The 23,356-nt window shown below is 38.3% G+C and carries 23 protein-coding genes; 22 read left to right on the top strand and 1 reads right to left on the bottom strand.

Annotation, left to right across the window (positions count from 1 at the left end; genetic code table 11):
- Window positions 1-44: 44 nt before the first annotated feature.
- Window positions 45-2,045: an LTA synthase family protein gene (locus BQ7314_RS12770; RefSeq protein WP_245394998.1), complete on the bottom strand. Its 2,001-nt coding sequence runs from the start codon at window positions 2,043-2,045 to the stop codon at window positions 45-47.
- 466 nt (window positions 2,046-2,511) lie between these two features.
- Between BQ7314_RS12770 and BQ7314_RS12765 the strand changes: the two genes are divergently transcribed.
- The 22 genes from BQ7314_RS12765 (at window position 2,512) to BQ7314_RS12660 (ending at window position 23,284) form a co-directional block, all read left to right on the top strand.
- On the top strand, window positions 2,512-3,231 hold the full coding sequence (locus BQ7314_RS12765) for an exosortase/archaeosortase family protein (protein ID WP_245394997.1): 720 nt from the start codon (window positions 2,512-2,514) through the stop codon (window positions 3,229-3,231).
- 4 nt (window positions 3,232-3,235) lie between these two features.
- On the top strand, window positions 3,236-3,880 hold the full coding sequence (locus tag BQ7314_RS12760; RefSeq protein WP_174484071.1) for an exosortase-associated EpsI family protein: 645 nt from the start codon (window positions 3,236-3,238) through the stop codon (window positions 3,878-3,880).
- Between the two features lie 262 nt (window positions 3,881-4,142).
- Window positions 4,143-4,691 carry a hypothetical protein gene (locus BQ7314_RS12755; RefSeq protein ID WP_174484070.1) on the top strand — a complete coding sequence of 183 codons (549 nt, stop codon included), beginning with the start codon at window positions 4,143-4,145 and terminating at the stop codon, window positions 4,689-4,691.
- Window positions 4,692-4,729: 38 nt separating this feature from the next.
- Window positions 4,730-6,091, top strand: coding sequence for a phenylacetate--CoA ligase family protein (locus BQ7314_RS12750; protein ID WP_174484069.1), 1,362 nt, complete (start codon window positions 4,730-4,732; stop codon window positions 6,089-6,091).
- Window positions 6,092-6,284: 193 nt separating this feature from the next.
- Window positions 6,285-7,475 carry a prenyltransferase/squalene oxidase repeat-containing protein gene (locus BQ7314_RS12745; protein ID WP_174484068.1) on the top strand — a complete coding sequence of 397 codons (1,191 nt, stop codon included), beginning with the start codon at window positions 6,285-6,287 and terminating at the stop codon, window positions 7,473-7,475.
- Between the two features lie 9 nt (window positions 7,476-7,484).
- Window positions 7,485-8,297, top strand: a complete 813-nt coding sequence (locus BQ7314_RS12740) for a formyl transferase (RefSeq protein ID WP_174484067.1) — start codon at window positions 7,485-7,487, stop codon at window positions 8,295-8,297.
- 74 nt (window positions 8,298-8,371) lie between these two features.
- Window positions 8,372-9,190 (top strand): ABC transporter permease, encoded by an 819-nt coding sequence (locus BQ7314_RS12735; RefSeq protein ID WP_174484066.1) that lies wholly within the window; start codon window positions 8,372-8,374, stop codon window positions 9,188-9,190.
- 43 nt (window positions 9,191-9,233) lie between these two features.
- Complete coding sequence (locus BQ7314_RS12730) at window positions 9,234-10,091, top strand: Rpn family recombination-promoting nuclease/putative transposase (protein WP_174484065.1); 858 nt, start codon at window positions 9,234-9,236, stop codon at window positions 10,089-10,091.
- Between the two features lie 162 nt (window positions 10,092-10,253).
- Complete coding sequence (locus BQ7314_RS12725) at window positions 10,254-11,489, top strand: ABC transporter ATP-binding protein (protein WP_174484064.1); 1,236 nt, start codon at window positions 10,254-10,256, stop codon at window positions 11,487-11,489.
- 149 nt (window positions 11,490-11,638) lie between these two features.
- The gene (locus BQ7314_RS12720; RefSeq protein WP_174484063.1) at window positions 11,639-12,304 is read left to right on the top strand and encodes an alpha/beta fold hydrolase; all 666 of its coding nucleotides are present in this window, start codon (window positions 11,639-11,641) and stop codon (window positions 12,302-12,304) included.
- Between the two features lie 116 nt (window positions 12,305-12,420).
- On the top strand, window positions 12,421-13,776 hold the full coding sequence (locus BQ7314_RS12715) for a sulfotransferase family protein (RefSeq protein ID WP_174484062.1): 1,356 nt from the start codon (window positions 12,421-12,423) through the stop codon (window positions 13,774-13,776).
- A 39-nt stretch (window positions 13,777-13,815) separates the two neighbouring features.
- A complete protein-coding gene (locus BQ7314_RS12710) occupies window positions 13,816-14,172 on the top strand; it encodes a hypothetical protein (protein WP_174484061.1) in 357 nt (118 codons plus the stop codon).
- A 220-nt stretch (window positions 14,173-14,392) separates the two neighbouring features.
- Complete coding sequence (locus BQ7314_RS12705) at window positions 14,393-15,424, top strand: glycosyltransferase (protein WP_174484060.1); 1,032 nt, start codon at window positions 14,393-14,395, stop codon at window positions 15,422-15,424.
- A gap of 29 nt (window positions 15,425-15,453) precedes the next feature.
- The gene (locus tag BQ7314_RS12700; protein WP_174484059.1) at window positions 15,454-16,536 is read left to right on the top strand and encodes a glycosyltransferase WbsX family protein; all 1,083 of its coding nucleotides are present in this window, start codon (window positions 15,454-15,456) and stop codon (window positions 16,534-16,536) included.
- A 3-nt stretch (window positions 16,537-16,539) separates the two neighbouring features.
- Window positions 16,540-17,364, top strand: a complete 825-nt coding sequence (locus BQ7314_RS12695; protein ID WP_174484058.1) for a polysaccharide deacetylase family protein — start codon at window positions 16,540-16,542, stop codon at window positions 17,362-17,364.
- Complete coding sequence (locus BQ7314_RS12690; RefSeq protein WP_174484057.1) at window positions 17,361-18,305, top strand: glycosyltransferase family 2 protein; 945 nt, start codon at window positions 17,361-17,363, stop codon at window positions 18,303-18,305. The genes BQ7314_RS12695 and BQ7314_RS12690 overlap by 4 nt, the downstream gene beginning before the upstream one ends.
- Window positions 18,302-19,240, top strand: coding sequence for a glycosyltransferase (locus BQ7314_RS12685; RefSeq protein WP_174484056.1), 939 nt, complete (start codon window positions 18,302-18,304; stop codon window positions 19,238-19,240). The genes BQ7314_RS12690 and BQ7314_RS12685 overlap by 4 nt, the downstream gene beginning before the upstream one ends.
- Before the next feature lie 3 nt (window positions 19,241-19,243).
- Window positions 19,244-20,200, top strand: a complete 957-nt coding sequence (locus tag BQ7314_RS12680) for a glycosyltransferase family 2 protein (protein ID WP_174484055.1) — start codon at window positions 19,244-19,246, stop codon at window positions 20,198-20,200.
- Entirely contained in the window at window positions 20,197-21,126 is a 930-nt protein-coding gene (locus BQ7314_RS12675; protein ID WP_174484054.1) for a sulfotransferase family protein, read from the top strand. Before BQ7314_RS12680 ends, BQ7314_RS12675 begins: the two co-directional genes overlap by 4 nt.
- A 68-nt stretch (window positions 21,127-21,194) precedes the next feature.
- Window positions 21,195-21,734, top strand: coding sequence for an acyltransferase family protein (locus BQ7314_RS16150; protein WP_174484053.1), 540 nt, complete (start codon window positions 21,195-21,197; stop codon window positions 21,732-21,734).
- Window position 21,735: 1 nt separating this feature from the next.
- A complete protein-coding gene (locus tag BQ7314_RS15960) occupies window positions 21,736-22,155 on the top strand; it encodes an acyltransferase family protein (protein WP_174484052.1) in 420 nt (139 codons plus the stop codon).
- A gap of 301 nt (window positions 22,156-22,456) precedes the next feature.
- Window positions 22,457-23,284, top strand: coding sequence for a glycosyltransferase family 2 protein (locus BQ7314_RS12660; RefSeq protein ID WP_174484051.1), 828 nt, complete (start codon window positions 22,457-22,459; stop codon window positions 23,282-23,284).
- Window positions 23,285-23,356 lie beyond the last annotated feature (72 nt).

Here is a 23,356-nt window from a genome sequence, read left to right as displayed (position 1 = left end):
CTATATTGCTTACAACGCATACGGTAAAAAAAATAACATACCTTTTAACCACCATGTTTACGCACCAAATAAGCCTGCCACCTCAAGCCCTCCCAATCTCTTATTAAGTTCTCAATACGATCTTTATACTGCTCATCCGCCATGGCTTCCTTATAAGTTTTCCATACTTTGGCTGCACTAAAAAAAACTTCTTCAGAACGAAAATCAAAAATAATTCGCTCCCCTCCATTTCTTACGTGAGCAATTAATTCTGGATGCCCCAAGCTACCCACCAACTGAAAGACGGTCTTATCTTGGTTAACCCACTGATTTTCCAATCCTAAAGCGGAACGCACAGCTATCTCAGCGACATCGACTTGCCCAATAGTTTCATGCACATCAATATTAGTATCATTAATGATTAAAGGGATTTGAGTTTGTGCATCATTCACCGCATGGCCATGGCCTAAAAAACCATCATCAAATAAAGACTCCCCATGATCACCCAAGATAACAATCGTAGTATTCTTAAGAGCATGGTGTTTTTCAAGCTCATTGATCACCTCACCCACTGCCCAATCAGCATTAGCAATAGCATTCCAATACGTTTCCTCAACCCACTCTTTATTTGCAATATTTATTTCAGAACGAGGAATAAATTTTTGCATAATACGCTTAGTCATTTTAGGGTGCGAATAAGGAAAGTGAGCCGCTTGAAAATTAAGATAAATAAACTGCGGTTGTGAAAAATCCAGCTCATTAGCTCTTAATTTAAACTGTTTGACAACACGCTCCTCACTTAAGCGCAGACTGCCCGAACTCTTGCTAACATAGGTTCGGTCTTCAATCGCGGTTCTAGCATCAAAATAATAAACGTCCTCTTTCTTCATCCCTGTGCTGATTGCAACATTGCCAAACGACTCATCCTGACCTGAAAGAATAGATTGTTGATAACCAGACTTCTGCAAAAATGTAAGCAAATTACTATCATTTTTGCCAATTAAATTTCTATTAAAAATCGCTTTCAAAGACGTTGTTGTGTACCCAGTATGACTATAAGCTTGTTTTACTGCTGTGCCACTCATAGCTAACTTGCGCAATACCGGAGCAACATATTGACCATTAACTTTCTTTTCTAACAAATCAACGCGTGCACTTTCCAAAATAATAAGGACGATATGCTTGCCTTTGTTTGGCGTAATCGCTGCGAATGTATCAATTACCTTATGCGGGAGAATAGCATCACCTAAAAAACCATCTTCATCTATACCATTCCCCGGAATATCTAAAGCGCCAGGATAAACATTCTCATTAAAAACTTCTTTATCTCGTGGAAAAGTGAAACTACCAAAACCATCGAAATCAACATCTGAGAGCTTATCTAATACATAGCTAACCACATAAAACGAGGTTTTCTTCTGCAAACCAAAACGTAAAGAATCCTTACTTAGAATAAATAATGTCATGACCGGCGTTAAGACGACACAAAAAATTAAAAACCAACGTAACTCTGCTTGCTGCGTAGTATTAATGGGAAATGAACGCACATAATTAAACTTTTTAAGAAACTTAAAACTAGCAATAAAAAGCACAATCACAACAAAAATAATAGCGACAAACAAAGTAATTTCATTACTCGCATAAAGAAAAGCATCTTTTACGCTCCCGCCACCTAAATTTTGCAAAATAAGAAAATTTACTGTGTCATTAAAATAAGATAAGACTTTAAACTTGAACCCTAACCACCCGCCCATGATTAAGATAGAGAAAACTGTAAATATATAATAAATATAGATACCATGCTTGTTTAGCCTATCGACAATAAAAAACCAAAGAATAGCAAAAAAACCAAAAAAAACCGTATCAAACCAAAGCGAAACAAAAATAAACTCAGCTCGCTCAAAAAATGTCTGATACCAAAAAGGCTGTAAAAACCCCCCAGTAAAAATATTGTACTTATAATAAAGTAATATTAACTCAAAAAGCTGTACAACAATGACCACAATAAATACAGATACCACACGACGATAACGCCACATAAGCTCTTCTAGCCTGATTAGATTCACTACTTATCCTTATTATTTTTTTAAAGCTTTAAGCACAATGAGCATATTTCTCACACCTTCATTGACAGACATAATACCAAAGACTAACATTAATCATTAGTTTAAAACGATAAAAAAATATAACGCAAGGTGAATAAACTCACCCTATTGTCCAAGATTTTTTTTGTCTTCAAGACCTAGGCACAACGCATAACTAGCGATATAACTTTTTTACAGTAGGAGGGCGGCTAGCAAAATGGAGTGGCAACTTATTGCGAGCGCCTAAATAGGATAAACTGGTGATAGGAAGCACATCAAACATAAACCATAGCTTTAAATAATAGATATTAAAAAACTCATGGAAAATCCTAGTCAAAATAACAAAATATCTCTAGAACCCACTAACTTAACCCTCATTTGGTTAACAGGCTTTTTATTAATAGCCCTATTCGCTCCCACAGTAACTTGGCTTTTCGAGCGCTGGACCATGGGCGTATGGCATAATGGCCACAGCATTCTTATTGCCTGCGTAGTCATATACCTTACCTGGAAAGAATTACAAAAAAATAACGAATTAGAAAAAAGTAGTTCTCCTTTAGGTTTTGCGCTACTCATTCCTGCTTTAATCTTGTATATACTGGATACAGGTATCCACACTCAGCTTCTTTCAGCAATAGCATTGATCTTGGCACTGCCCGGTCTGTCCCTGTTATTTTTAGGCATACAACGCACAAAAGCTATTCTGTTCCCTCTCTCTATCTTATTATTCACCTTACCCATTCCGCTCGCCTTTACAGAGTCTATTCACCTTAGTTTGCGTCATATAGCTGCAAGTAGCGTAGGCTGGCTACTAAGGCAATTTGGTATTCCCAGCTTCACATCAGGCACATTAATTGAAATACCTAATGGCTCACTACAAGTAGCGGATGCTTGCAGTGGCTTTTCTATACTTTATGCCACGATTACCATCGCTATACTGACCGCTTATTTGTGCCCAAGTATTATTAGGCGAATATTAGTTCTGCTTATTGCCATCCCTCTAGCCATTGGTGTCAATATAATACGTGTTTTTGTTCTAACGATGCTAGTCCACTGGATAGGTCTTGATGTACTCGCGACATCTGCCCATGAAATTTCTGGTTTATTAACCTTTGTCATCGCCTTACCTATTATTTTCTGGATTGGCCAAGCGCCCATAAAAGAATAACCCTATGATATCCACTCGTTATGTAATCCCTGTCATTATTTTATTGGCTTTAGCCCTCATTCCAACCATTATACATAGCTATATTGGTGCAACTGACCATGATGGAAAATCAGTCCAAAATATTCCTTTCACACTGAACAATTTCACCTCAACACCAGCAAAACGAAATGCTCAATGGGGAGAAGATATGTTTGGGAGTACCGATTGGTTTGAACGTAATTATCAAAATAGACAACACACAAATATCAGGCTCTTTGTTGCACGCGCTTATGACCATAAACGCCTATACCATCATCCAGAGCTTGCTTTATCCTATGCCCAAAACCTAGGTAAAAAAGAAATTCTACAGTTACCTAAACACCCAGAAATACCTGTTCATGTTTTTAATAAAGAAGATCATTCAATGCGGGTTGCTTATGTGCTGCTCTATGATGGGCAGTTTATACAAAACCCCATTGCTCACCAGATCAGCACGTCTCTCAACCTACTTGTGAATGCTAGAAAACCTATGACAATATTTTATGCCTCTCAATCTGGTTCATCAGCCAACACAACATTTGACCAATCAGCGATTGCTGACTTATTATCTCAAGCGATTAAAAGCTTTCAAGCACAAACTAAAGCTATTTCTTTAGAGCCAACAACTTAACTCTAGTTTCTATGCAGAATCATGGGTACTGCCATTAAGTTAAGCAAGTAGGGTGTGCTGAGGAACGATGCGCTTCGTTCCTCAGCACACCCTACCTCCCCTTAACTTATAGGTATTGAACATCTCGTGACTTCTTCTTATTTGCAATACATAAAGAGTAAACCCTGTTTAAATCAATATTATTACTCTATAAAAGTTGCATGGATACTTTTTATTATATATAAGAACTAAAAAACTAATCCATCACATTAAAGGAATTTTTATGCGCACCACATACCTCTTAAGCTTATTACTAATACTGTCAGCTTGTACAAAAAATATTGTCCCCCAAGACATCTATGCAACGACTGAAGCAGGCACTCGAGTCGTACTAAAAGGAGACTCATCTTGGGAATATGCTCGATCAACACCTAATTTAAAGACAACAAAAGAACAGAAAGAAGACAAAACTAAAGTCGACCTCAGAGTAGTGGGCAAATGGGACGCAGGTATCTCTTGCCGCATAGGACTTTCCTTAACTAATAGAAAGGCACGATTTATTCGTAACCTTGGTATAGAGCTCACCGCCTATGTTCAAAATGACATTGAGTTTGAAACTCTTATTGTCGGTTTTTATGGTATAAAACCAACTAAATATCAATATCGAGAAGCTATTTTTAATACCCCCTGTAAAAACATTCAACATATATTAGTCCATGGTAGTGACTACTGTAGTGTTGGCGAAGACTTAGTCAAATTCTCAACAACGATAGGTGAATGTTTAGAGTCTATTAACGTAGAAAAAAGTGAAATTATTAATATCCATAAGTAGCACATACAAAATTTAGCTCAAATTACTAAACTAAACCTATGCACTCATCAATCGTTAAAAACATAGCCTTTCCATTGCATGAAAAATTACTAAAACGCCCCACTATTAGCTATGCAGACGAACTAGAAAAATCCCAATGGCTTACCCGAGATGAAATAGAACTAATACAACGCAAGAAATTAAAGCAACTACTTAATCTAGCAACAACCCATTGCCCTTGGCACGAACAACGAATTATAGAAGCCAATTTAGATTTATCTGCGCACAATTTACTGACGCTCGAAGATTTAACCAAAATCCCCACCATGTCCAAACAGGATGCGCAAATTCATGGCGATACAATGACTTGGCTGGGTGCGCCAGGGGGGGCTTATAAATACACGACTGGCGGCTCCAGCGGCACACCACTCAATTTTCATTTTGGGAAATGGCGCCAAGCATCTGATGCAGCAGGTAGAATCCGAGCTCGACGCGGCTGGGGAATCGACATAGGCGACAAAGAAGTTTACCTCTGGGGTGCGCCTGTAGAGCTAGCCAAAACGGACACCGTTAAACAAGTTCGCGACCGATTAATGAACCAAGTGTTGCTCAATGCATTCGACATGTCGCCAACAACGATGACCCAATACTTACAAACAATCCAGCAATACCAGCCAAAATGCATGTACGGTTATGCCAGTAGTCTTGCTTTACTTGCCAAGTTCGCCCAAAGTACAGAGCAAAAAATCAATATCCCTAGCTTAAAAGTAATTTTCACCACTGGCGAGCCACTCTATCCAGATCAACGAAAAATTATTCAAAAAATATTTCAAGTCCCTGTTGCCAATGAATTTGGCAGTCGTGACATAGGCTTTACCGCTCATGAATCACCGGCAGGACAAATGCTATTGATGAGTGAAAGTCATATTTTGGAAATACTTAATAATGAAGGCCAACCTGTAAAAAATGGAGAAACAGGAGAAGCAGTGATAACAGGGCTATGCTCCCAAGCCCAACCTTTTATCCGTTATCGTACGGGAGATATGATCACCGCAACTAATGAAACATGCAAAGAAGGACGAGGACTACACGTACTGGGAGAAGTGCTCGGGCGTTCTACCGACTTCATCATAAAACAAGACGGTACTATTTTGCACGCACTTGCCGTTATTTATGTTTTAAGAGCCATCAAAGGTGTCGAATCTTTTAAAATAATTCAGCACTCAAAAAAGGAACTTGAAGTACAAATTGTCCCTAATTCATTATGGCAAAAAGAAGCTCGACAAAAAATTATTGAACAACTTCAACAGCGTATGGGAAATATTAATATCGAAATTAATTGTCTAGACTCCATCCCTCCTGAAAAATCAGGTAAACATCGTTACGTAGTCAGTCACGTACCTTTACCAACAAGCTTTTAAAAAGCAGACATTTAAATTATAATTCATCCTAACGCCCAAAGCACATCTACGACCCTATTAAACCACTCGTAAAATAAGAGGTTCGACCGTAGGGCGGACTTTAGTCCGCAATGTTGTTAACTTAAATATAGACGCGCCTAAAACTGCACTACGATATATAAACCACAACCCTATAAAATAGTTATCATTTAATATGTCTTTAACCAAATTAATAAGCTTACCGTTCCGTTATAAAATCTGGAACCCACACCATATTAAATTGATAGCGAGTGATCTAATCAAGCCGAATCAAGTTATACATGATCACAAAATACATTTAAATGCCGCCATAAACTGGCTATGCAAGGCACAAGATATTCGTAGCGATATGCCAGACAGCGGCGGCGTTTCGGCAGGCTGGAGCTTTGAAGATAACTGGCTACCTAGCTACCCAGAAACCAGTGGTTACATCGTCGAAACTTTCGTTGCCGCTGCAAAATTATTAGATCAACCTAAACTATTAGACCGAGCTAATAAAATACTAGACTGGGAACTCTCCATCCAAAACCAAGACGGCTCATTTCCTGGTCACTTTGGCGAAGCAAGCAGCAAACCCGTCATTTTTAATACCGGACAAATCATGCACGGCATGAATTGCGGCTACCAAGAGCTAAAAAGAAACGAATGTCTCGAATCAGCGATCAAAGCCGGAAAATGGTTAATCACACAACAAGATAAGGACGGTTGCTGGCGTCGTAGTACGCATAACGGCATTATCCACACTTACAATACTCGGGCAGCTTGGGCGCTTTTGCAAACAGGCCTACTCGCTAATGATCAATCCCTCATTAATGCTGCGACCCAAAATATAGACTGGGCTTTAAGCCAACAATTGGATAATGGTTGGTTCGAAAACAATGCCTTCACAACTGACGCAGAGCCCTTCACTCACACTATTGCTTATGCCATTAGAGGCATACTTGAGTGTGGCTTATTACTCAATAACAAGCACTATATTCAAGCCGCTGAAAAAGCAGCAAAAGCATTAGCTAACGCACAAAGAACGGACGGCTCAATCGCAGGAACTTATGATAAAGTATGGCAAAGCAAGGCTTACTATGTCTGCCTAACAGGCTTAGCGCAAACTAGTATCATTTGGTCACAATTAGATCAGGCAAACAATAATACAGCCTTTCAAGCGCATATAGACTCAGCACTCAACTACTTAAAGCAAAAACAACAGATTACTAACAATGCCAGCATTAACGACGGAGCTATTGCCGGATCTTTTCCTATATGGGGTCGATATTCCATGTTTGAATACCCTAACTGGGCTGCTAAATTTTTTGCCGATGCACTCATAGCTGATGCAACACGCAAACAAACATCAATACAAAAAAACTAGATGACCACTATGTCAAATTTATCAATTCTTATACTATGCGGTAGCTCGCCTCGGCATTTATACATAGCAAACAAACTCTGCCAAGCCGGTAAACCCATCGCCATAGTACAAGAAACCGGAACGAATTGGACACTCAAAAAAATTTTAAAACTGTTAAAACCGGTCAACTTTTACAATAAAGCTTCACGCTGGATTAGAGACCGTAAACGTTACACTGGCAACAAAGAAGAAGCGTTTTTCTTTGGCGATCAAAACGCAAAACTTGATCGCCCTGATTTAGTCATCAATGTGCCACATATCAACCACCCTGATGTGGTTAAACTAGCAGAAGAAACCAAGCCAGATGTCATTGCCGTATTTGGCACCTCACTGATAAAAGGCCCTTTACTCAAAATGGGTAAGTATGGCATCGTCAATTTACATGGTGGTCTATCACCTCACTATAGAGGGGCAGATTGCACTTTCTGGGCACTCTATAATGAGGAACCTGAGCAAATTGGTTGCACTCTACATTTTATCAATGAAGGTATAGATACCGGAAAATTAATTGCTCATATTTCTCCCGAAGTTAAAGCAACGGATGATGAACTCACGCTATTTTGGCGCGCAGTCAAAGACAGTGCAAATATTTATGCAGAATTAATGGATAAATTTGAAAAAAATCAAGCAATTGGTAAATACCAATCAGAAAAAGGTACTTTATACCAAGTGAAAGACAGGGAATTAAAGCACGAACAAAAACTAAACCAAATACTTGCAAACGGTCTGTTAAAAAACCTCAACTTGCCCACAAGGATCAAATGGTTCACTCCTAGCACCTGAAAAATTGCTCACTTAATTAAATAAACACATTAATTATCAAGCACTCATTAAAATCACCTAAATTCTGAAAACAAATGCCGACTACCAAAAAAAATCTATTCGCCTACCGAGAGCTTATCGCTGCTTTAGTCTGGAAAAACATCGTAGTACGCTATAAACAAGCTTACTTAGGGCTTTTATGGGCGGTACTAAAACCCCTGATGCTGATGCTGATTTTCACTCTAGTCAGAAGCTTTGTTGGTATTGAAACAGGTGATATCCCCTACCCGATCCTAACCTTTGCCGCTTTACTTCCTTGGATATTCTTTCAAGAATCTTGCTCAGAAGGCATAAACAGCATAACAGCCAACACATCATTAATTAAAAAAATTTATTTCCCACGCGAAGTCTTCCCGCTAACAGCGATGGTCACCAAACTAGTAGAATTAGCTATTAGCTTTATTATTCTTGCCGGTTTGATGATCTACTACCAAATGATGCCCACTATTTATGCACTTTGGGTACCTGCCATTATTCTTTACACCATGCTAATCGCTCTCACGATCAGTTTTTTTGGTGCAGCACTGAATGTTTATTACCGTGACGTTGCCCAGGCTTTACCGGTTGCTTTATCCCTATTAATGTACGGTTCACCTGTCATCTACCCGCTTACCTTAGTTCACAAAAAGTTAATCGAAGAACAAGCCGCAGGCGCTTGGTCTAATGACCTATATACCTTATACACACTCAATCCTCTCGCCGGTATTATCGATAGCTTTCAGCGTGTTATACTGAAAGGTATTCCACCTGATTTTGATGCCATATACCCAGGACTCATACTGACCTTAGTCATACTTCCCATCAGTTACCTATTTTTTAAACGCGCAGAAAACTGGTTTGCGGATGTCATTTAAGGTATCCATTCTCCATGCGGAATCACATGCAGATAGATAATTCATGAAAACAGATACCCTGTTCTATCGCTTATTCAAAAATGCACCCGAACTCGTGCTGGAACTAGCAAAATTAGACTACACCGATGCAAAAGGCTATCGCTTCAGTTCCGAAGAAATCAAGCAGACTGCGTTTCGCCTGGACGGTATCCTGACACCGCCTGAGGACAAAACCCACTTACCCATTATTTTTATAGAAGTGCAATTTCAGCCAGATCAACATTTTTATAGCCGTTTCTTTTGCGAGATATTTTTCTACCTGCATCAAAACAAACCTACCCAAGCCTGGCGAGCAGTTATTATTTATCCAACCCACAAAACTGAAACAAATGGCAATCTGCACTATGCTGAGCTATTAGAAACTGAGCGAGTCAAACGCATCTACCTTGAGGACCTGATAGACGCGCCTTCAAACCCAATAGGTTTGCAATTAATACAATTAATCGTCGTTGAAGAAAAAAATGCCATAAAAAAAGCACAAAAATTATTAAATCATATTAAAATTCATGCTAACCAAGAAACAATAGCGTACTGGCAGGAGTGGGTAGAAACCATTATGGTTTACAAACTCCCCAAACTCAGCCGTCAGGAGATTCAAGAAATGTTAGGCTATAACGATATAGAATTAAAGCAAACTCAATTTTATCAAGATGTCTTTAGTGAAGGGGTTCAAGAAGGCAAACTCGAAGGCGAAAGTACTATTATCTTAAGAATACTCAAGCGCCGATTGGGCCCATTAAATGAAAAAACAATACTTGAAATTCAAACGCTCAATAACCAACAACTCGAAGCACTAAGTGATAATTTACTGGATTTTAGCTCAAAAAATGACCTTGATAACTGGCTAGAACAAAACCAATAGACTCCAATGGTAGAGCGGACTTTAGTCCGCCATTCGCAGTCAGCCCCAGACGGGCTACTAGTCCGCGGTAGGCAAAGGGAAGTTTGCCAATCCGACGTGCGCTAGTGGCGCGCCTAGCTAAAAAAGTGGACTGAAGTCCACTCTACTAATATAACTAAAATTATGCCGATTATAGAAGTCAATCACCTCACCAAAGAATACCAACTAGGCCATATCAGTAGCCTAAAAGATACCGCATTAAATACTTTAAGGCGCATGGCTTTTCAGCCCACCCAAAAAAGAGAACAATTCAAAGCCCTAGATGATGTCAATTTTCATATTAATGAAGGTGAAGTCGTTGGAATTATTGGCCATAATGGCGCTGGAAAAAGCACCTTGCTTAAACACCTAGCCAATATTAGCAACCCCACTAAAGGCGAAGTGATTGTAAAGGGTAGTGTAGCACCTCTTATTGAAGTTGGAGCGGGCGTAAACCCTGAATTGACAGGCCGAGAAAATATTTTTCTAAACGGTGCTATTTTAGGGATTCCTAAAAAAATCATCAAAAGCAAACTAGACGAGATTATTGAATTTTCTGAGTTAGAACAATTTATTGATACACCGGTTAAACGCTATAGTTCTGGTATGACCGTGAAACTGGGATTTTCCATTGCCACTAGTATGGAAGCAGATATTTTAATCGTTGACGAAGTCCTTGCTGTCGGTGATCTCGCATTCCAACGTAAATGTTTTGATCGTATGGAAGATTTAATTAAACGACGGGGGAAAACTGTATTAATAGTTAGTCATAATATTCGGCAAATTCAAAGGTTGTGCTCCAGAACAATTATGCTAAGTCATGGACAAATAGTTGCTGATGGGCAGCCTGATACGGTTTGTAACCAATTTTATAAACAAAGTAACAACAAAATTTTTAACACCACTAACAAACAAACTCAGCATACAGAAATCAAAACATCAGGTGAAGTAGAACTAGAATCAATAGAAATATTAGATATTAATAACCAGATAACGAGTGAAATAAAATCCCAAGACCCTTTGAATATAAGGCTAACACTAAAATTTAACTCTCCATTAAAAAAACCAGAAATAGTCATTGGTACACACACAACTGACTTTGTATATTTAACTGCATGCTCGACTGCCATCTATGATGAACGCCCTGATTTCACTGCTGGCTTACACACTGTTCACTGCATAATACCTTCATATCCAATAGCACCAGGCATATATTGCATACGACTATCAATTTTTGACCAAAACCGTCGAGATATATACTCAGGAGAAACACTAAAACACTTTACAGTTTCACCTAAGAGTAATGAGATGAAAGAAGCTGGATTAAGAACGCTTGACTTACCTTCAAACTGGGTAATTAACAACAAAATTATCAAATGAACAATATACCCCAAACTAAAGATAGTAAGGCAGTTACTAACACTCCTTTTTATTCGTCCGCATTGAGGGAAATTATTATAATTAGCAGATATATTGACCGAGAAATGTTTTTTTATAATTTCAAGTTGAACTATTAAGATGAAAGCCACATGAACAAATCAATACAAATTAACTTATCTTCTAATTGTAACAAGCTCTACATCTTCTTCGGAGGAATTGCTGCCGGAATTGTAATTCCTCCATTTGAATTTTATAACGCATCAAAAATAATTGATGAAAATAAGATATTTATCAGGGATTTCACTCAGTGTTGGTACCAGAATGGACTCCCTGGGATAAGTAAGGATATCTATTCTACAGCACAACATATTCGTACCCTGATAGAAAGAATAAAACCAGATAAAGTTTTTTTTGTCGGAAACTCAATGGGTGGATATGCTGCAATTGCATTTTCTAGTCTAGTTGGTACTGGTGAAGTAATTGCATTTGCACCTCAAACATTCATTTCTCCTTTCTTACGTATTAAACATAAAGATTCTCGATGGAAAAAACAAATCATAAACACCTATAGAAAAAGCCTCTTGAAACGCAATATTTGGGATTTAAGGCCATTATTGCTGCGTTTGAATACGGGACGTAAAATTTCTATTTTCGTTTCAACAAAAGATAAACTTGACCATATTCATGCATCTCATATTGACAACATTCATGGTGTTAATATTTATGAATTTGATGATGGAGGTCATGATATAGTGAAGCTATTACGGGATATGGGGAAATTACCTGAAATAATGTCTGGAGTATATACCCAATAAATTGCGCAAATTCCCCTGGTGGTTAAATAAGAAAATATTACTATTAAAATTTAATCAAGGTTTGATCTTAAACTTATTACATTAAATACCAAAACGATTTTCAGAAAATTAATGTCATGGAAAAAATAACAAGTAAAAAACCATTTCAATCACCTGCCTTTATTGTTGGCTGCCCTCGAAGTGGAACGACGTTACTCTCTGCAGTTTTAAATCGGCACCCCGATATTTGTGTCACACCTGAAACTAACTTTCTATATTTACTATCCAAAATACCCAATACTAATGAAGGATTTAAAGAGAATTGGCCTCAAGCTCTATACGATATAGCCGATTCCATGGCACCTACGGATATTTGGAGCAAGCCCGCAAAACAAATTTATGACAAACTGAATGGGCAGCCCACAACAGGAAAAGATGCTTTTTTAGTTTTAGGACAATTAATTGCAAATAAGGATAATAAGCCACTATGGATAGAAAAAACACCAAACCATGTACATTGCTTACCCTTTATTCGCCAACTTTTCCCAAAAGCCCCAATTATTAATATCATTAGAGATGGACGTGATGTTGCCTACTCACTTACTAAAGTAAAATTCGGCAGTATTATATATTTCGAAAACCTTTTGCTCTGGTTAAGTATCATAAAAAAAACAAGAGAATTTGAACACCAAGATAATAATACACTTTCAATTCAATACGAAAATCTTATTACCAACCCTGAAGAGACAACCCGTCAAATCTGCCATTTTTTATCTGTCCCATATTTTCATTCTATGCTTGAACCTCAATCATCGGATCATGCTTTAATAGAAAAAACAGCCAAACACAAAAGCCAAGTCGGCAAGCTTATCGACAAAAATAAATTAGCGACATGGAAGCAAACTCTCTCGCATCAATTACAAAAGACTGCCTTGATGATTAGCTACCATGAGCTAGTACACTATGGCTATGCTTTACCATACAATGATGCAACATTATCTCTCAACCTATCAAAACTACTACTAGAATCTAGGCATCACCGAGAGTTATACAATGAAATCCTTGATGCCATTGCTAATGGAAAGAAATCATATGCATTATCTTTTACAGAAACACTAACTGAAAATAAAAAAATAGTACCACCACGCCTATGGGTCACAGATGAAGTCCCATTGCCCAACTTTAAACTAAGAACATCACACGTACAAAATCTTTTATTTCTTCTGAAAATGCTCCAACGCCTTATATCCCTTAAATTACATGGAACTCAAGTTGTTTGGGTACTTCACCCAGAAAATAACCCATCCGAAACGTGGGTGATACGTAAAGTTTCGGAATTTTTAATGTCTAAATTAGCAACCAATATAATTGTTGAATTAAATGATAATAACAAAATTACACAAACAATTAACCATTATCATCTAAATGATAAAAAATGTTTATTTAGCTCAAAACCTAATTTTTCCCAACAATTAAATAAGATTTTTGCGTAACAACAAACAACATTTAACCTCCACAACTTACGACTATATATGGCCATTTACTTCCTAACACCTGACTATACTCATCCATCTGGTGGCGTTCACGTTATTTACCGACATGTAGATATATTGAATGCACACGGAATGAAAGCCTATGTCTTACATACCAAACCTGGATTTCGGTGCGAATGGTTTGCTAATACGCCCCCAATTGCCTATCAAGATAAAAGTTTATTGCGCAAAGTCTCATCTAAAATATTAAAGCTATTAAAGAAAGAACTGCCGCATGAAATTCATCTAGTAAATGAAACACCTATAAAAAAATTAACATCAACTGACTATTTGGTTTTGCCCGAAATTTATGGCCCCACCATGACCGACATGGCGCCGGGCGTTCCTAGAGTTTAGTTATGACTAAAATGGCCTTATCAATTGTAGAAGTACTAAATAACAACGTGTACCAAAGTATAATTAACAAACATTATTTTCTAAATACAAAAAAGTGTTTATTTAGTTACCCCCCCCCCCCGAATGTTCATTACGGCTATACAATATATTCCCATAATACTTATAATCTCTGTTAATTTTACTAAAAACAGCTTTTACATTAAAACAATGGAGTATTCAGTTGAATATTTACTATCTTTGTCCCGACATTAAACACGCCTGCGGTGGTATTAAAATAATCTACCGGCATGTCGACTTGTTAAATGCTAATGGTTTTTCCGCCTATGTTCTGCACCATAAAAATGGCTTTCGCTGTGATTGGTTTGTTAATGAAACGCGTATCGCCTACTTAAAACCTGAGCTTTATCGTCGTATCTACAATAAAGCTGGAAAAATACTTCACCCCGAAGCTGTACGTAAAATCCCTCTTTCTCAGGGTAAACAATCATTTATTGATGAAAACGATATTCTCGTCATGCCTGAATTTTATGGCCCTGATATTGTGCATTTTGGCCAAGGTATTAAAAAAATCATTCTTAATCAAAATGGCTTTATGACATTCCAAGGCTATTCTTTTGTAAAAGATCGCTTGATTACGCCTTATACAGATAAAGATACCCTAGGGGCTTTAGTTAACTCAGAGCATTGTGCAGATTATTTAAAATATGCCTTCCCTGAGACTCAACTCTATCGATTTTATCTATCAATTGATCCTGCCTTATTTTCGTATCAGGAAAAAAAGAAAAAACAAATCTGTTTTTCTCAGGTTAAAAACAGTGCTGATGCGATGCAAATCATCAATATTTTAAAGTTTAGGAATGCACTTGCTGACTTTGAACTTGTTCCTTTTGTAAATATTAGTGAACACCAAGTTGCCGAATTAATGAAAGAATCCTTAATTTTTATTAGCTTAGGCAATCGTGAAGGTTTTGGCCTCCCTCCAGCGGAAGCAATGGCCTGTGGTTGCATCACAATTGGTTATCATGGTTGGGGAGGTGAAGAATTTTTTAAATCTGAACATTCTTTTCCAATTAATGATGGTGATATTATTCATTTTGCAGATACTATTGAAAAAGTCATCCAAGCATATAATAATGATAATTCTTTTTTCCTGAAGGAAAGGAAGCAAGCCGCTGATTTTATCAGTAAAGTATATTCTCTTGAGAATGAAAAACAAGCTCTTATAAGCGCATGGAAAACAATTATTCATTAATATCTACGTTACTTAATTAAAAATATATTATGGAAAAAACAGCCCGCATTATTGCCTTTCACCTGCCGCAATTTCACCCGACCCCTGAAAATGATAAATGGTGGGGGAAAGGCTTTACCGAATGGACAAATGTTGTCAAAGCAAAACCATTTTTTCCAGGACATTACCAACCTCATCTACCCGCAGACTTGGGCTTTTATGACTTACGTTTACCCGAGGCACGCCACGCCCAAGCTGAATTAGCGAAACAATATGGTGTTGAAGGTTTTTGTTACTACCATTATTGGCTGGGGGATGGTAAACGCATGTTAGAGCGCCCTGTTGATGAAATACTGGCCACACAAGAACCTGACTTTCCATTTTGTCTTTGTTGGGCTAATCATAGTTGGAATACTGCGTGGCAAGGGACTGATAAAACTTTAGTCGAACAAACCTATCCTGGACGCGCAGACCATCAAGCACATTTTGATTATTTGCTCAAAGCCTTCAAAGACTCACGTTATCTCACGGTTGATGGTAAACCCATTTTTGTTGTTTACAAACCAGATGATATTCCTGAAGTGCAAAATGTCATGGAATTCTGGCGTGAATGTGCTATTAAAAGCGGCCTTCCCGGGCTTTACTTAATTGGCGTATCCCATAGAGATGAAAGCTGGGATCCGCGCACACGGGGGCTTGATGCGTCGATTATGCAAGCATTACCCAATCGAGATGGCCGTATTCCCAGACGCTATTTGAGTACAAAATTAAAACTGGCCTTGCAAGGCAATAAACACGAATTAACGATTTGGGACTATGAAGAAATCGCCCCCATTCTGTTAAGAAGTAATACTGTTGACTGGCCTGATTATCCAATTGTACTGCCTAATTGGGACAATACGCCGCGCAGTGGTATGCGTGGTATTGTCTTTAACGGCTCTACGCCTGAATTATTCCAAAAACACTTACATGAAGCTGTTTCCCGCGTAAGTAGTCGGCCAAAAGATGAAAGCATTGTTTTTCTGAAAGCATGGAACGAATGGGCAGAAGGCAATTATGTCGAGCCGGATGTGAAATTTGGACATGGCTACCTAGAAGCGATTCGTAATGAAGTCATCAATCCGGCAGAATAAATCATGTTAGACCCCTTTTCTAAAAAAATCTTTCATTCCGCTCATACTGCCGTTGCAAACGGTGGTCGCGGCCCATTGATTTTAATGTATCACGGCACGCCTGCTACAAAAAGTCCTGCAAGCTCCATTTACTCCGTTACCGCTAATAACTTCCAACAGCAATTGGACTTATTAAAAAATAATGGCTGGACAACAAAATGTATTGCTGACTTACCCAATATTGATAGTTTTCCAGATAAAACCGTTATTTTGACCTTTGATGATGGCTACCTCGATAACTATGAAAGGGCTTACTTACCATTGTTGGAAAGAGACATGACGGCAACGTGGTTTATTGTCACGCAGGTTATTGGCAAACAGGCAGACTGGTTAGAGCGCACTTCAGGCGAAACCGCAATGCTTGATACAGAGCAGTTAATTACCATGGCAGCATCAGGCATGGAAATAGGTTCACATACCATGAGTCATGCAAAACTCTCTGATATTTCTGATGCAAAACAACAAAGCGAAATCATAGATTCCAAACAACAACTAGAATCACTATTAAATCGACCAGTCAAATCGTTTGCTTATCCTTATGGTTTGTATAACGACAGTAGCTTAAAGTATGTACAACAAGCGGGTTATCAATTTGCCTGTAGCGTCAGGCCAGGCTGGTTTAATAATGAAAAGAACCCATTATTATTACGTAGAATATGTATTAACCTTGATGACTCTCTCTCAACCTTTGCCCGTAAACTCGCCTTTGCAGATTGTGATGTTAACTGGAAAAAGATGGGGAACTATGGCATTAACCGTATTCGTTCTAAATTTTCTGGAAAAATATGAGCTCCTATACTAAAGATCTTATCTCAGTAATAATGCCCTGCTTTAACGCAGAAGCCAATATAGAAAATAGTATTCTCAGTGTCTTACAGCAAACTGAAGCTCACTTTGAACTTATTGTTGTCGATGATGGTTCGCGTGATACATCCTTAACAATTTTGCATCAACTGCAAGGTAAAGACTCACGCATCAAGGTATTTAGTAAAGCTAATGAAGGGGCAGGTCCTACCAGAAATTATGGTTTACAACATGCCTCAGGTGAGTTCATTGCTTTTCTTGATTCCGATGACTATTGGGATAAAGATTTTTTAAACATAATGCAATCGGCTTTACTACAAAGCAACACCGATTTAGTTTATTGTGGCTGGCAAAATATTGGTCTTGAAGGCGGTCGCGGCGAACCCTTTATACCCCCTGATTATGAAAATGAACATAAATACGAATCCTTTTTACAAGGTTGCCGCTGGCCAATTCACGGCGCATTAACTCGGCATGCTGCGATTGATGCAGTCGGTGGTTTTGATAATCACTTAAGCTCCTGTATGGATTATGACTTATGGCTAAAAATTGCAACAAGCCATAAAATCCACTTAGTTCCTCAGGTTTTATCTTTTTATTTGCATCATGAAGGCGAGCAAATTACCAAAAATAAAGCGAGAATTGCCTTTAATCACTGGCAGGTACAAAAGAATTTTATTCAACAACACCCAGACGTTATTGATGCTCTAGGCAATGAAAAAATTCGTGATTTAACGATAGGCGAACTACTAAGGCGTGGCTATGATTGTTACTGGCAAAGAGACCTTGTTGCAGCACGTACTATTTTTAAAGCCGTTATGCAGCATCATTATGGCTCATTGAGTGACTGGAAATATATGTTGCCCTCTCTACTGCCTTATTCATTACACCAAAAACTGCTTAAAAAAATGGATTCGTCCTCATGAAAAAATTAACTATCTGCCTATGTAGCTATAATAGGTCAGAGCGACTTCCTAAGCTTATTCAAGCATTAAGAGCGCAGGCCTCTCCTATACCTTTTGAAATATTAATTATTGATAATAATAGTACTGATAATACGCAAGCAGTTATTGCAGAGTTAATTAAATTAGAAGGAGCACCACTTCGAACTGTTATTGAAACACAGCAAGGCATTCCTTTTGCCCGCAATAGAGCCATAGAAGAGTGCATGCAAAGTGATTACATGCTCTTTATTGATGACGATGAATTGCCATGGCCTAAAACAATTGAATCCGCAATATATTCTCTTGACATAGAAGGGGCAGAATGTGTCGGCGGGAGAGTCAATATTAATTTTGGTTCATCCGTTCGCCCTGCATGGCTAGAAGATAAACTATTACCTTTCTTTGCAGCAATTGATTATGGTAACACTCCATTTTGGATTACAAATAGCTCTACCCCTGTTTGGACTAGTATAATAGCTTATCGAATGACGCTCTTCAGAAACAACCCTAAACTACGCTTTGACTCGCGTTATAATCGCAAAGGTAAAGGCATTGGTGGCGGCGAAGATGGCATCATGTTTCAGCAATTACTCCAACAGAAAGTAAAAATTCGCTACCAACCGGATATGGCCGTTGATCATTTTATCGAAGATTGGAAAATACGACGTAGCTATTTTTTAAAACTACACTTTATTGCAGGCCGCAAATATGGGCAATTCCAAATGGAAAATTATGCACGCACAATATTGGGTGTCCCTCCATTTATGTTGCCCCAATTATTTCAAAAAATAGGCAAAACACTGGGCATGTTTTTACGCAGCCAACCGGGTGTCTTACGTGAAGCCATGAATGCATCCCATGCGCTCGGTAGCATCTATGGGAAATTTTTAGCGCGTCATGAAAAGCAGACACATTAAACTATGTCATTTGAAAATAAAACCTTGCAAGTCCTGATTTGTACCCATAATCGTACAGAGCTATTACAGCGTGCTATCCATTATTTAAATCAGGCCACTAGACCTAAAGCTTATAAAATATCGCTTTTTGTGGTTGCTAATGCTTGCACTGATACCACCGCTCAATACTTAGCACAATATCAAGCCACGCAAACACATGAGCAACTAAACTTGGAGTGGTTCAGCGAACCTGTTCCCGGTAAATCCAATGCTTTAAACAGTGCCATCCCCAAATTGACAGCCAACATCATTGCTATGGTTGATGATGATCACCGTGTGGATGCAAATTACTTTATGGCCATTAGCCACGCACTAACCCAATATCCCAAAGCGGATTTTTTCTGTGGAAAAATCATTCCGGATTGGGATGGCAGTGAACCGCACTGGGTACATGAGCAAGGCCAATATCGCATCTATCCCCTTCCCGTCCCGCGCTTTGATTTAGGGGAAGACTCTATTACCATCACACAGGATATTGCCGTTCCGGGCGGCGGCAATCTTGTCATCAAAAAAGAACTATTGACTAAAATTGGCAATTTTTCGACTGCCTATGGGCCAGTTGGGCATAATTTAGGCGGCGCTGAAGATATTGAATGGATTATCAGAGCGTATAAAGCGGGTGCGCAACTATACTATATCCCTGAAATCGTTCAATATCATTACGTAGAATCAGAGCGTATGACACTGGCTTATGTTATCAAAAAAGCCTATGAACGCTCCTCTTCTACCATTCGGCTTAATGATGAAGCCAAAAATTTTACCGGCTTATTTCCACGCTACCTACTGCGCAAACTGATAACCTATTTTCTCTACAGCCTGTTTAGCATTTCAAATAATGCACGTCGATTTTATCTCGTCAGATTAGCGGCAGCCGTTGGCGAAATCAAAGGCTTTCTCATGGCAAAACCAGAAACAATATGAACTTATTACAAAAAATATTTGACCGTGAATTTATTGCAAAAAACGTGGCGGAGTGTAATTATCAAGCTAGGGAGCACATTTACCAACTGATTCACCCTGACATGCCCGACCCTGTTTTTATTATTGGCTGCTCGCGTGCGGGAACAACCGTCACATTTGAAACCATTCGCAGTTCAACTGACTTAAATTCGTTTCCTTATGAAATTCCGCAATTTTGGCATAGCTTAGTCGGTCCCTGGGATGATAATTGGCATTCTGAAGCTGCCACGCATAACGATGCACAGCCGGAACACCGCGACAAAGCATTGGCTTATTTTTATGCACGCTTAGGCAAAGGACTTATGCTAGATAAGAGCTGTATCAATGTCATGCGCATAAGTTATCTACATAGTTTATTTCCTAATGCTTACTTTATTTACCTGCAACGTGATGGGCGTGATAATATCAGCTCCTTAATGGAGGGCTGGAAACAACGCGGACGTTTTGATTTGCATCAGTATTTAGGCAAACTACCCGCCGACGTGCAAATTAATCAAGGGGAATATAATGACTGGTGCTTTTTTCTCCCCCCTGATTGGCGAGATTATAATCAGGCATCGCTCGAAGAGGTTTGTGCGTACCAATGGATTACAGCCAATCAAATGGCACTGGATGCAAAAGCACTGATTCCCAGTGAAAAATGGATTCATATGCGTTACGAAGATATTTTTGATGACCCGGTGGCTATGTTTCAAAATGTTTTTGCACAATTGCAATTACCTTTCTCTGAGCAATTAAAATCACGGTGTGCGACATTAAACAAACGCCCTACCAGTATCGTCAACGGGCCACCTAAAAAAGAAAAATGGAAAAGCCAAAATCCGGAAGCCATAGAAAAAATACTGCCAACAATAGAGCCAATGATGCAAACGTTAGGTTATCAATAAGCAATCATGTCAATAAGTATTGATATATTTTTCGCGACTTACATAGACATAATAAAGGTGTAAAACAAGTGAAAAAACAAACATTACACATACTACAAGTTTACCGTGGTTTGGCTGTCTTATTTGTTGTGTTCTATCATGCTATATTGATAATTTTTAATAATGACGAGTTTTACAGCTTTTGGGAGTTGCTATCTTGGGGTTACAGTGGTGTCCATATTTTTTTCGTATTAAGTGGATTTATTATTTGCTTTATTCACTTTTCAGATATCAATAAGCCAAGTAGAGCGGGGAAGTACCTATATAAACGGTTTACCAGAATATATCCAGTCTATTGGGTTGTGTTACTTATTTTCATTCCCGCATATCTAAGCAGTATTAATTCCATTAATATTTACCATATATTCGAGAATATTACACTTCTTCGTGTATCTAACCACGACAAGATTATTGCAGTAGCATGGACGTTATCACATGAAGTTTTATTCTATGCTATATTTTTCGTATTAATATTAAATCGTACAGTTGGTTCTATTGTAATTTGTTTTTGGACTCTTCTTATAATTTACTACTTAGCTACTGGATCAGTTTTTATGCCCCCCCTATAGTTTGACAAAAATAACAGGTATCGAATATGGAGCCTTTACGAACTTGTTTCGCCTAGCAAGCCAGTCAATTAATATATTATTCTTTATTGGTGCGCTGTCTTATCTAGCTATGAAGCTATTATTAGTTAACTCACATAGAGAGGTTATTGCTAAAATTTCAATTACAATTGGCATTGCCCTCTTTATAATAGCTTGCGTTCTTTGGCTAAATTCAGGCTTAGGTTACGTTCATTGGAGCTCATTTAATTTTATCTTTGGTGTGGCTGCATTTTTTCTTATGATTGGAACAGCTTCTGAAACTATTGAAATATGGGCATCAAATCGTTTTTTTTTACTTTTACTTGGCAATGCATCTTACTCCATTTACCTTATTCATTATGCTGTTCAAAAATGGATAAATAGTACTATGAATGAAACTTAGCAATAGAACTGAATTTATTATTCATTATATTAATAATATCTCCCGTTATAATAGGTTTGATATTTTATCGTATAGTGGAGTCGCCATTATTAAACTTCTTTAAACAGAAGTCATAGACATTAGACGGCTTTGTTGCACAAATAAAACTTATTAAAATCAAATTTTCATACTAAAAATGATGACTAAAAACTCGGTTTTTCACAAAATAACGCCACTTGAAAAAATTAACTCATTTATTTTATTATTTTTTTACGCATTTGATTTACGCAACAAAGCTACATTAGGCTATCAATAATCAATCATGACAACACAAGCCAATACTAAGCCTTTAGTCAGCGTTATCATTCCGGCCTATAATGCAGAAGCCTTTATCGGCAAAGCAGTCAATAGTGTTTTAGCACAAAGCTATACCCACTTTGAACTACTAATCATTAATGATGGCAGCACCGACCAAACTGCCGCCATCGTCGCCAATTACCACGATGCCAGAATCAAACTTATTACCCAAGTTAATGGCGGCTTAAGCAATGCCCGGAATACGGGTATTCAAACAGCACAAGGGGATTACCTGGCATTTCTGGATGCCGATGACTACTGGGCACCGACAAAGCTTGCAAAACAAGTGGCCTTATTACAGCAAAACCCCGCATTAGGTTTTTGTTCCAGCCAATCACGTATTGAAACTCCCGAAGGCGAATTTCTGAATGACTGGCCTTGCCCCGATATAACAGGCAACACACTGCAAACCATTTTTGTACAAAATGCCGCGATCACAGGCAGTGGTTCAGGAGTCATGGTGACGCAAGCCTTACAAAAACAAGCCGGTTTATTTGATGAATCTTTAAATAGCCTTGAAGATATTGATATGTGGATGCGCTACGCCGCCTTGGCTGAATATTGTTGCATACCGGAAACGCTAACCATTATCACCAAACGCCCTGACAGTATGAGTAGACACTTAGAGACTATGCGTATCAGTGCTATCAGGGTATTACGCAAAAATAGGTCACTGCTCGATAAATCATTACAAAAAGGGTTTTGGCGCACGTGTTATGCCAGCATGTTATGTGATTATGCAAAATGGGAAGCACGGAGTAATTTAAAAATAACTGCAATTCAACATCCCTGAATTCAAGTCATAAGTGCATAACCCAGTAAATTTTTTATATCTACCCCAGTTAGCTCTTCAAAAGCTTCATAA

It is taken from the genome of methanotrophic endosymbiont of Bathymodiolus puteoserpentis (Logatchev) (assembly GCF_900128525.1).
Lineage (GTDB): Bacteria > Pseudomonadota > Gammaproteobacteria > Methylococcales > Methylomonadaceae > Methyloprofundus.
This window is presented reverse-complemented; position numbering and strand designations above follow the sequence as displayed.